The sequence below is a fragment of the Neisseria sp. HMSC066H01 genome, assembly GCF_001837375.1.
In the GTDB taxonomy this organism is placed as follows: Bacteria; Pseudomonadota; Gammaproteobacteria; order Burkholderiales; family Neisseriaceae; genus Neisseria.
Window position 1 is genome coordinate 108245 of the sequence record NZ_KV832189.1, and the last position, 11561, is coordinate 119805.

At 49.3% G+C, this 11561-nt stretch carries 10 protein-coding genes; 7 read left to right on the forward strand and 3 right to left on the reverse strand.

Features of this window, described 5'->3' with window-relative positions; genetic code table 11:
• Positions 1-173: 173 nt before the first annotated feature.
• The 3 genes from HMPREF2551_RS00725 to HMPREF2551_RS00735 all read right to left on the reverse strand — a co-directional run bounded on the left by HMPREF2551_RS00725 (position 174) and on the right by HMPREF2551_RS00735 (position 4450).
• The gene (locus tag HMPREF2551_RS00725) at positions 174-1016 is read right to left on the reverse strand and encodes a class II glutamine amidotransferase (protein ID WP_070836779.1); all 843 of its coding nucleotides are present in this window, start codon (positions 1014-1016) and stop codon (positions 174-176) included.
• Positions 1017-1151: 135 nt separating this feature from the next.
• Entirely contained in the window at positions 1152-1988 is an 837-nt protein-coding gene (locus tag HMPREF2551_RS00730; RefSeq protein WP_070836780.1) for a PHP domain-containing protein, read from the reverse strand.
• A gap of 65 nt (positions 1989-2053) precedes the next feature.
• Positions 2054-4450 carry a penicillin-binding protein 1A gene (locus HMPREF2551_RS00735; RefSeq protein WP_070836781.1) on the reverse strand — a complete coding sequence of 799 codons (2397 nt, stop codon included), beginning with the start codon at positions 4448-4450 and terminating at the stop codon, positions 2054-2056.
• 153 nt (positions 4451-4603) lie between these two features.
• Between HMPREF2551_RS00735 and pilM the strand changes: the two genes are divergently transcribed.
• The 7 genes from pilM to aroB all read left to right on the forward strand — a co-directional run bounded on the left by pilM (position 4604) and on the right by aroB (position 11449).
• Positions 4604-5695 (forward strand): type IV pilus biogenesis protein PilM, encoded by a 1092-nt coding sequence (gene pilM / locus HMPREF2551_RS00740; protein WP_070836782.1) that lies wholly within the window; start codon positions 4604-4606, stop codon positions 5693-5695.
• A 4-nt stretch (positions 5696-5699) separates the two neighbouring features.
• The gene (locus tag HMPREF2551_RS00745) at positions 5700-6323 is read left to right on the forward strand and encodes a PilN domain-containing protein (RefSeq protein ID WP_070836783.1); all 624 of its coding nucleotides are present in this window, start codon (positions 5700-5702) and stop codon (positions 6321-6323) included.
• A complete protein-coding gene (gene pilO, locus HMPREF2551_RS00750) occupies positions 6323-6994 on the forward strand; it encodes a type IV pilus inner membrane component PilO (RefSeq protein ID WP_003748967.1) in 672 nt (223 codons plus the stop codon). The genes HMPREF2551_RS00745 and pilO overlap by 1 nt, the downstream gene beginning before the upstream one ends.
• Positions 6995-7009: 15 nt before the next feature.
• Positions 7010-7552: a pilus assembly protein PilP gene (locus HMPREF2551_RS00755; RefSeq protein ID WP_070836784.1), complete on the forward strand. Its 543-nt coding sequence runs from the start codon at positions 7010-7012 to the stop codon at positions 7550-7552.
• Between the two features lie 20 nt (positions 7553-7572).
• Positions 7573-9705 (forward strand): type IV pilus secretin PilQ, encoded by a 2133-nt coding sequence (gene pilQ / locus HMPREF2551_RS00760; RefSeq protein WP_070836785.1) that lies wholly within the window; start codon positions 7573-7575, stop codon positions 9703-9705.
• Positions 9706-9835: 130 nt separating this feature from the next.
• Positions 9836-10348, forward strand: a complete 513-nt coding sequence (locus HMPREF2551_RS00765; RefSeq protein WP_049322600.1) for a shikimate kinase — start codon at positions 9836-9838, stop codon at positions 10346-10348.
• Positions 10349-10369: 21 nt separating this feature from the next.
• Complete coding sequence (gene aroB, locus HMPREF2551_RS00770) at positions 10370-11449, forward strand: 3-dehydroquinate synthase (RefSeq protein ID WP_070836786.1); 1080 nt, start codon at positions 10370-10372, stop codon at positions 11447-11449.
• The last annotated feature ends 112 nt before the right edge of the window (positions 11450-11561 follow it).

Sequence of the window (11561 nt, forward strand, 5' to 3'; positions counted from 1 at the left end):
GGTCGCTAAGCAATTGAATTTATTGTTTGTGAACTATTATTGTAGCGGATTGCGTTATTTTCGTATAGTAAAGGCTTTTGCGTAGAATTTAGGTATAAAAAGGCCGTCTGAAAGGGCAACTTTGGCGAAGTCGGGCTTTTCAGACGGCCTTGTGTTTTTCAGTCAATCAAACGTCAAACCGATACGCCGACGGCACGGGCGATTTCCAAACCTTCTTCCGCGCTCATGTAAACCGGATTGTCGGGGCGGTCGCTGAGGACAATGTCGCCGTCTTGAAACATCACCAATTCATTGACTGCCAATTGCGACCAGGTTTCGTCACGTGTCAGGGGCAGGGTGGCGATGACAGAAACTTTATCGTTCGGGGTGGTCACTTCTGAAAAATCGACCATGACATCATCGTCCAGCAAACGTGCTTTGCCAAACGGGGCTTTACGCACGATGTAGTGAAGCAAAGTACTGGCGTGGGCAAACAGGCAGTCGCCGTTGGACATCACGAAATTAAACAAACCGTAGCGGCGGATTTCATGGGTCAGGCCGGCAATGGCGTCAAACAAAACTTCAGGTTCGGGCTTGGTGGCAAAGCGGCTGCGCAGGCGGTTGAGAATAAAGCAGAACGCGCGTTCGGAATCGGTCGTGCCGACGGCATGGTAGTACTCACCCTGCTCGGGGAAAAAATCAATCAAATGGCCGTTGTGGGCAAACAGCCAATATTCGCCCCACATCTCGCGCATGAAGGGATGAGTGTTCGCCAATGAGGTCTGGCCTTGTGAGGCCTTGCGGATATGGGCGATAACGTTTTCAGATTTGATTTGGTAGGCGCGTACCAAGTCGGCAACGGGCGAGTTGGCGCTGGGTTTGTCGTCGTGAAACAAGCGCACGCCTTTGCCTTCGAAAAAGCCGATACCAAAGCCGTCGGCGTGGTGGTCGGTAATGCCGCCGCGACGGCGGAAGCCTTCAAAAGAAAACATGATGTCTGTGGGAGTGTTGCAATTCATGCCGAGCAGTTGGCACATGGTGTTAACCTTTATTTTTGGGGTATTTATAGGGTTATTATGGTGTATCGGGCAGGCAGTTTCAATATGTAGAGTGTGATATGTTTATAACTGTCTCATACTTGGCGGGCCGTCTGAAAAATTGCTGTCAAAAATTCAGACGGCCTTAAAGTGTTCCCAGACCGGCCGGCATTGTTCGGGTAAGTCGGGACAGGCGCCGAGTATGCCGCCGCTGAAGTCGTTGGGGCGGTGGAAGTCGCTGCCTGCGCTGGCGAGAAAGTCGAAGCGGTCGGCAAGCAGGGCATAGTTGAGGCGGTCGTTTTTGCAGCAGTTGCCGCTGTGTACTTCAATCCCCGCGCCGCCGAGATTTTTAAATTCTTGAAACAGGTTTCGTTTGGCGGTGGCGGATAATTCATAGCGCATCGGGTGGGCGATAATGGCCATGCCGCCCGCGCCTGTAATCGCGGTTACGCAGTCTTCCAGTGTGGCCCATTCGTGTCTGACGGAACAGGATTTGCCGTCGCCCAGGTATTTGGTAAATGCCTGCTGTTTGTTTTTAACATGGCCTGCGCGGATGAGGAATTCGGCAATGTGGGTGCGGCTGGCCATTTCTTTGTTGGCGGCCAATGCCAGTGCGCCTTCATACGCGCCTGTGATGCTTTTTTTTTCCAGTTTGACCGCGATGGCTTCCAATCGTTTCAGACGGCCTTTGCGGACTTCGGCAAGCAGGTTTTGCAGGGTTTCGTTGTGTTCGTCAAAGTCCAAGCCGACAACGTGGATGGTGCGGCCGCGCCAAGTGACGGATATCTCCACGCCGTTGACGAAGGGGAGGCCGAGGGTATCGGCTTCGGCACGAGCTTCGGCCAGTCCGCCGGTGTGGTCGTGGTCGGTCAGGGCGAGTAGGGTGCAACCGTTTTGACGGGCGAGTCGGACAACTTCGGTTGGGGACAGCATGCCGTCTGAAACGGTTGAATGGCAGTGTAAATCAATCATGGTTTTGCTTTGAGTTTTCTCAAAAAAGGCCGTCTGAACGTTTCAGACGGCCTTGCTTTAGAACGTTAGAACAGAGAGTCCAGTTGTTGTTTGTTATTGTTGCCGGTATTGCTTGGCAGAACTGGGGTTTCGTCTAATTCTTCACGGGCTGGCGCAGTGTTGCTCTCGGCACGGCGGCGGTTTTCATTCGGAACCGCGCGACGGGCAGATTGAGCGGGATGCGGAGCAACGCCGCTGTTGTCCAAGGCCAGGTCGGAGCTGGTGGTCATGCGTTCGCGCATATACACTTCGCCGCCGTTCGAAACCACGCCCTCAGGGGCTTTCATCGGTTTGACGCTGGTACCTTTCAGGGCAAAGCGCATGTATTCTACCCATACCGGTACGGCGATTGTACCTCCGTAGCCTGCACGACCCATGCTGCGCGGTTTGTCAAAGCCGATATAGACGGCAGTCACAACGCTAGGGTTGAAGCCGACAAACCATGCGTCTTTGTTGTCGTTGGTGGTACCGGTTTTACCGGCGATGTCGGCGCGGCCGAGTGCGGCTGCACCGCGCGCGGTACCGACACGGACAACGTCCTGCATGATTTTGTACATGATGTAGGCGTTGCGCGGGTCAATGGCTTGAGGTGCGTTTTCACCGGCTACCAAAGGTTGCATTTGCGCTCTCAGACGGCCTTGGCTGTCGTAGATTTTGTCGATGACGTGGGCAGATACTTTGTAACCGCCGTTGGCAAAGACACTGTAACCTTCTGCAATACGCAACGGCGTGGTTTCGCCTGTACCCAAAGCCATAGACAGGCTGGCAGGAATTTCAGACGGCTTGAAGCCGAAGCGTTGGATGTATTGTTGCGCGTAACCGATACCGATAGACATCAGGATGCGGATGGACACCATGTTTTTCGAAGCGGTCAAAGCCTGGCGCAGCGTGATGTAACCGGAATAGCGGCCGTCTGAATTTTTCGGGTTCCACACTTTGCCGTTTGCACCTTTGCCCGGCAGGGAAATCGGCGCATCGTTAATCATGGTGGAAGCAGTCATGCCTTTTGCCAAAGCGGCGGAATAAACGAACGGTTTGAACGTAGAGCCGGGTTGGCGCATGGCTTGAGTTGCGCGGTTGAAGGTTTTGCTGTGGTAGTCGTAGCCGCCGACCAATGCACGGACTGCACCGGTTTTCGCATCTAAAGACACCAATGCGCCTTGCAACAAAGGCTCTTGAACGACGGTAAAGGTATCGCCGCTGCCTTTAACGCGAATGACGGAGCCGCGGCGGATGCGGTCATCACCCATTTTTTCGTTGTTGACGGCACGGGCGGCAAAGCCTAAAGAGTGGCTGTTCAGCGTTACTTTACGACCGCTCGGCAACTGAATTTGTACACCTTTGCGTGAGGCTTCCAATACAACCGCTGGAATCATTTTATCGACGGTGTAAAGCGTAGAAAGATATTGGCTGACGGTTTCTTCTACGTTGTCGCTTTTGCTCAGGTCGATGTAGTTTTCTGCACCGCGGTAGCTACTGCCTCGGTCGAAGTTGCGCAGAACTTTACGCAGGGCTTCGGTAGCGACGCGTTGGTGTGCGGTATCGACTGTGGTATATACCTTAAAGCCTTGAGTGTAGGCATCTTCACCGTATTTTTCAAACAGCTCTTGACGTACCATCTCGGCAACGTACAGGGCGCTTTGATCGATGTTTTGTACAAAACGCTCGTAATGCAACTCTTCTTTCAAAGCCTGATCGCGTTGCTGCAGGGTAATCATGCCTTCTTCCAGCATATTGTTCAGAATATAAGTCTGACGCAGTTTGGCACGCTCAGGGTTCACAATCGGGTTGTAGGCAGAAGGTGCTTTAGGCAAGCCGGCCAACATGGCGGCTTCGGCCAATGTTAATTCATTAACATTTTTGTTGAAATAAATTTGGGCGGCAGATGCGAAACCATAAGCGCGTTGACCCAAATAGATCTGGTTGAAGTACAGCTCCAAAATCTTATCTTTGCTCAAAGACTGCTCGATTTTGTAGGCCAACAGGGCTTCGTTGAACTTACGGGTGAACGAACGCTCGCTGCTCAGGTAGAAGTTTTTGGCAACCTGTTGCGTAATCGTACTGGCACCGGATTGAACGCCGCCGGCCATGACGTTGCCGATCGCGGCACGCGCCACACCCCAAACGTCCACGCCCCAGTGGTCGTAGAAGCGTTTGTCTTCGGCGGCAATCACGGCGTCTTTCAAAATTTTCGGGAAGTCGCCGATTTTGGTAAATTCACGCCGTTGTTCGCCGTAAACGCCAATGACTTGGCCGTCTGAAGAATAAATCGTCAGCGGCATTTTGGGTTTGTAGTGTTGTAAAGTGTCCAAAGACGGCAGTTTTGGATAGGTTACCAAAATTGCAATTGCAATCAGACCTACACCGAAAAGAGCCAGTCCTAATAAGAGACCCAGGCAGGTCGTTATAATCTTTTTAATCATGACTAAGTAATAATTTTGCCATTAATGGCGATAAATAAAGTAAAATGGGAAACGATTTCTATCAGCCACAGTCAATACTGTGTAAAGAATAAGAAGTCCTTTACGGATAACGAAACAGTTACTCACTCCTAAATGATACAGGGAAGTCAAATCATGCGCTTATTTAAAAGCACGAAAGATACGAAAACAGGCAAGGCTTCTAGCGGATTGAACAACCGCTCTGCCATCGGCGTCGATATCAGCCAACATGCCATTAAGATGGTACAACTGACAGGCCGTAGTTTAAACCAAATTCAGCTGGAAAAATACGTTATTACCAAATTGCCTAAAAATATTGTCAAAGGCAACAAAATTCAAGACTACGATCAGCTTGCTACCTACATCCAGCATACTTACACACAATTACGCAGTTCTTGCAAAAATATTGTTGCTGCTGTGCCACAAAATTTGGCGACAGTTGAGCAAATTATTTACAACCCGCGTGATACCGATTTGGACTTAGAAGAGTTTGTCGAGGCGGAAGTCGGCCAATTTGCCCCTATTGAAGAGATGAACTACGACTTTCAAGCCGAAGAAGTCGGTTCAAGCCAGCATGTTTTAGCTGTTGCCGCCAAAAAAGACGATGTCGAGCCGCGCATTGAAATGTTTGAAAATGCCGGTCTGCCTTTGTCGGCTTTGGATTTGGACTCGCTGGCGCAACGCAATGCCTTCGTCTATTGGATGAATACGCATGCTCCCGAAATGGCAGAGGAAAAAGTTGCCGTGTTCGGCATTCATGCGACTCAAATGTATGCCTTGATTCTGCAAAACGGCCGTATTCTCTACAAGCAGGAAACGCCGGTCAGTACAGAGCAGCTCAATCAGCTGATTCAGCGTACTTATCAGGTAACGGAAGAAAAAGCCGCACAAATGATGGCTTCCCAAAACAAGCCTTCCGACTACCAGTCTCAGATTGCCGACCGTTTTAATGTACAGGTTGCGCAAGAAGTTCAGCGTGTTCTGCAATTTTACTATACCACGCAAGCTACTGATTCTTTTCATAATATCAAACACATTCTGTTGACCGGCTTTACTGCGCAGCAGGCAGGTTTGGCAGAAAGCATTTTCTCGCAAACCAATACGCCAACAGAATATCTGCATCCGATTTCATATGTGGAACGCAGTGCAAAAGTAGAATTGCCGCAGTTTCAAATTGATGCGCCGTCACTGACTTTGGCGTTCGGATTGGCATTAAGGGGACTTTGAGGACATGATCGAATTAACCAGAATCAACCTTCTTCCGTATCGGGAAGAGATTAAACAGCGCAAGCAGCAGCAATTCAAAGTATTGATGCTTGGCGCTTTTGCCGTGGGTTTGGGCTTGGCGGCCGCAACTTATCTCGGTATTGACAACGCCATCAGTAATCAAGAAGGGCGCAACAACTTCCTGCAAACCGAAATCGACAGACTCGATAGAGAATTGGGCGAAATCGATAAACTTCAGCAAGAAAAAGAAGCTTTCTTGGCCAAGAAGCTGAAAGTTGAAGAGTTGCAGGAAAAACGCTATCAAGCGGCTTATATTCTTGATTCTTTGAATGCGCTTACGCCCGATAATACTTATTTGACTGCGTTGGAAGCAGAAAGCCCGACCAGCTATAAAATCAGCGGCCATGCCATCAGCGACAATAAAATCGCCGTTATGATGCGCTCACTGCCAAGTACAGGTATTTTCTTGCAGCCTGAATTGTTGAGCATTAAAAAAGTAGATAATTACCAAGAATTTACTTTGAAATCTTCAATCAACCAAGTGAATACGCCGGCTCCTGCACCAACTGCCCAAAGCAGCGGTGAAATGGCCGAACCTGTGGCAGAACCTGCTCCGGAGGCTCAATAATGGCATCTAAAAACCTGAAACAATTGGACGTACAAAACCTGTATCTGCTCAATATGCCTTCAAAACTTTTGCTGGCAGGTTTATTGATTGTCGGCATGTTGGCTTTGGGCTATGTCGGCGTCTTTAAAGATCAGATTGAAACCTTGAATACGCAGGAAGCCAAAGAAGATGAGCTGAAGGAAACCTTTACGCGTAAAAGCATTCAGGCGGCGAGCTTGAACAATTTGAAGGCTGAATTGGCTTCGATCCGTTCTGCATTCGACGTTTTGTTGAAACAATTGCCGACCGATGCGGAAATTCCGAACCTGATTCAAGAATTGCATCAGGCAGGCTCAACCAACGGATTGCGTTTGGATAGCGTTGCACCGCTCCAACCTGAAAACGATGGTCCGATTCAAAAACTGCCGTATCAGATTTCCATCACAGGCAAATACTCACAGATCAGCCAATTTACCCGTGATGTAGGCGATTTGTCGCGCATTATTACTTTAGATTCTTTAAAACTCGTGAACGCAGGCGAGGACAAAGAAGGTAAAGGCAATAAAGGCGAGTTGACACTGAGCGCGATTGCGACGACTTACAAAGCCCGTCCGGCCGAAGAGATTGCTGCCGAATTGGCTGCGCAACAGGCACAAGAAGAAGGCAAACCTGCCGAGAATGAGCAAAAATAAAAGAATAGGGAAATCATGAAAAAAATCATCTTACTCTTAAGTCTTCTTCCCTTGGCAGCCTGTACGCAAAGCTATGAAGATTTGACTCAATGGATGACGCAAACCCGTCAGGAAGCAAAATCTAAGATTATTCCGTTTGAAGAGCCGACGGTTATATTGCCTAAGCCGTATAGCCCGCCGAACTTTAAAGGCATGAATGCGTTTGATTCACGCCGTTTGGACACTGCTCCTAAAGGCGGCAATGCGCCGGATGTGAACCGTCCGAAAGAAACACTGGAAGCCTTTAGTTTGGAAAATATGGCCTTTGTCGGAACGCTGCAAAGCGGCGGCAAGGTTTCCGGATTTATCAAGGTCAACGACCATGTTTATACCGTTTATCCCGGAAACTACATCGGTCAGAATTACGGCAGAATCCAAAGTATTACCGAAGACAAAATTATCTTGACCGAGCAAGTTGAAGACAGCTACGGCAACTGGGTGTACCGGAAGGCCGAATTGCCATTGAGCAGTAAAGAGGCGGATTCTTCCAATAGCTCAGATAGTTCGAATTCAAATTAATTTAGGGGTCTCACTCGATTATGAAAACCAAGCACATGACAAAATTATTTGCCGGCTTCAGCGTTGCCCTCGCTGTTCAGACGGCCTTTGCAGGCAATATTACCGATATCAACGTTTCCACTTTGCCTGACAACCAAAAAATCATCAAAATCCGTTTCGACAAAGACGTCACTACACCTCATGGTTTTGTAACATCTACTCCGGCGCGTATCGCATTGGATTTTGCCAACACCAATATCCGTTTGCCTCAGCCTGTTTTGGAATATGCCGACCCATTGCTGCATCAAATTACTGCGGCGCAAAACAATGACCGCGCACGCGTGGTTTTGGGCTTGAACAAAATCAGCCAATACAATACTGAGATTCGCGGCAACGAAGTTTGGGTATTCGTAAACGAATCTACTGACCAAACCAATGCGGCCGTTGTAAATGAACGTGCGGCTACACCGTCTACCGCGCGCGCTACTCAGGCTTATCAAGCCGTTTCGGCCGCCAATATCGATTTCCGCAAAGGCGCACGCAATTCCGGCATTATTGAACTGTCTGCTCCGGGTTTCAGCGGACAGCCGGACATCAAACAGCAACGCGACCGCGTCGTTGTTACCTTGAAAAACCATACACTGCCGACACAAGCGCAACGCAGTTTGGATGTGGCTGACTTCAATACGCCTGTACAAAACGTTACGCTCAAACGTATCGGCAATTCTACCCAGCTCATTATCCGCAACAATAATGCGAATTGGGACATCAATACCAAAGCTTCTTCCGGCCGTTTTGTATTTGAAGTATCGCCTAAAGCCGCCAATACCGAATCCGGCGGCTTGAACCACAATGCGAACAAATCGTTCAAAGGCCGTAAAATTTCTTTGGATTTCCAAGATGTAGAAGTTCGTACCATCTTACAGATTTTGGCAAAAGAATCCGGAGTGAATATTGTTGCCAGCGATACCGTCAAAGGCACCATGACTTTGTCCCTGAAAGATGTACCTTGGGATCAGGCTTTAGACTTGGTTATGCAGGCGCGCAATTTGGATCTGCGCCGTCAAGGCAACATTATCAATATCGCACCTCGCGATGAATTATTGGCAAAAGACAAAGCCTTCTTGCAGGCTGAAAAAGAGATTGCCGAATTGGGTCCGCTGTATTCTCAAACTTTCCAGTTGAAATACAAAAACGTGGAAGAGTTCCGCAAAATTCTGCGTTTAGAAGAATACGACAGCAATAATTCCAACACCCGCAACACTCTGTTGAGCAACCGAGGCAGCGCCTTAATCGATCCGGCCACCAATACACTGATTGTGACCGACAACCGCGGCGTGATTGAGAAATTCCGCAAACTGATTGATGAATTGGACGTTCCAACCCGTCAAGTGATGGTGGAAGCGCGTATTGTGGAAGCAGAAGATACCTTCTTCCGCAACTTGGGCGTTAAATTCGGTTCCGGTGGTGCAAGTGGCCGTAACGCATGGGGCAGCAACTGGAGCAATGCACAAACCAACTACAATACCAATGCCTCATTTAACCGTGGCGATGTAGGCTACCGCACATGGACTTTGGATCCGAATGTCAGTCTGCCGACCGCAGCCGCAGTCAACAGCATTGCGCTGGTGCGTGCGTTCTCGTCCGGCGCATTGGGCTTGGAAATCAGCGCGTCTGAAGAACAAGGTAAGAGCAAAACCATTTCCAATCCGCGCGTGCTGACACAAGACCGTAAAGAAGCCAAAATTGAATCCGGTACGGAAATTCCTTACCAAGAGGCTTCTTCCAGCGGTGCGACTTCGATTACCTTTAAGAAAGCCGTTTTGGGCTTGACCGTAACGCCGAACATTACGCCTGACGGTCAAATCATCATGACTGTGAAGATTAATCGCGATACCCCGATCGACTGTACCGTGGATTCTCTGACAACCAAGTGTATCAACACCAAACACTTGAATACCCAAGCCATGGTTGAAGATGGCGGCACGCTGATTGTCGGCGGTATTTACGAGGAAGAAAGCACCAATGCGGTGAACAAAGTCCCCGTTTTGGGCGATATTCCCGTTGTCGGCAATCTGTTCAAATCACGCGGCAAGCGTGAAAACCGCCGTGAGCTGTTGATTTTCATCACGCCGCGCATTATGGACAATGTGGGTAACAATCTGCGTTATTGATTTTAGAATGACAAACAGGCATATCTGCAAAGGTATGCCTGTTTTCGTTTTCAGACGGCCTTTCGTTTCAGGCCGTCTGAAAAACCACGAACTTTTCCAAGAAACCGCCATATCGTATAAAATGACCCTCATGGAAAAAATCAACGGCAATTTAATTTTAATCGGGCTGATGGGCGCGGGCAAAACCACTTTGGGCAAGCAGCTTGCCCAAATGTTTGAATGCCCGTTTTACGACAGCGACTACGAAATCTGCACTTCATCGGGCGTATCCATTCCGACCATTTTTGAGATGGAAGGGGAAGAAGGCTTCCGCAACCGCGAAACCAATATGCTGAAGAAGCTCGCTTCCCGGCGCAACATCGTTTTATCGACCGGTGGCGGCTCCGTGTTGCGTAGTGAAAACAGACAGATTCTGCGCCAAAACGGTACGGTTGTTTATCTGCATGCCAGCCCTGAAACCTTGCTGGAGCGTACCCGTTACGACAGCAACCGGCCGCTGTTGCAAGTTGCCGACCCTTTGGCCAAACTGCAAGAGCTGTATGACCAGCGCGATACGCTGTACCGTCAAACCGCCCATTTCGTCATCGAATCCGACAGCTGCCACAAAACGCTCAAACGGCTGATTGAAATATTGAGCGAATAACACGCTTTACAAAGGAACACCATGCGCACCCTGACTGTCCAAACCCCGTCCCATCAATACCCCATCTTTATCGGGCATAAACTGATCGAGCAGGCCGATACGCTGCTTCAGCCCTATTTAGGCAAAAAAGCGGCCATCATTACCAACGAAACCGTTGCGCCGCTTTATCTCAAGCAGCTTCAGACGGCCTTAGACAGACTGGGTGTGCCGCATTTCAGCATTATCCTTCCCGACGGCGAAGAATATAAAAACTGGCAGACGCTCAACCTGATTTATGATGACCTGATGCAAAACCGTGCCGAGCGCAAAACCACTTTAATCGCTTTGGGCGGCGGCGTGATAGGCGATATGGTCGGTTTTGCCGCGGCGACTTATCAGCGTGGCGCACCTTTTATCCAAGTGCCGACCACATTGCTCAGCCAGGTTGATTCCTCGGTCGGCGGTAAAACTGCCATCAACCATCCGCTCGGCAAAAACATGATTGGCGCGTTCTACCAGCCGCAAGCCGTTTTGGCCGATTTGATTGCCTTGCAAACGCTGCCGCAACGCGAACTTTCCGCAGGCATGGCCGAAGTCATCAAATACGGCGCATTGGGGGATGCCGAATTTTTTGCCTGGTTGGAAGAAAATATGGCCGACCTGATGGCGCAACATCAAGAAAAAATGGCGGAAGCCGTTTACCATTGCTGCAAAATGAAGGCCGATATTGTTGCCCAAGACGAAACCGAGCAGGGCATCCGCGCATGGCTTAATCTCGGCCACACTTTCGGCCATGCCATCGAAGCCGAAATGGGCTACGGCGTATGGCTGCATGGTGAAGCCGTTGCCGCCGGTTGCGTCCTTGCTTCCCGTTTGTCACAAATCTTGGGCAAAACCCGACAAGCCGACACCGAACGCATTGCCGCTTTAATGAAAGCCGCTTCCCTCCCGTCTGCGCCGCCTGTTTTCTCCTTTGAAAAATGGATTGAACACATGAGCCACGATAAAAAAGTCAGCAGTGGCATCATGCGTTTTGTCGGCTTGGAATACTTGGGCAAAGCCAATATCACTGAAATTACCGATATGGAAATCCTCCGTCAAACCTTGCAGCCGTATTTGTGAGGAATGAAGTAGGTTTGCTTTAAAAGATAAAAAGGCCGTCTGAAAGTCATTTTCAGACGGCCTTTGGTTTTAAAACGTTTTCATTTATCAGATTAAAGCTAGATAAACCAAT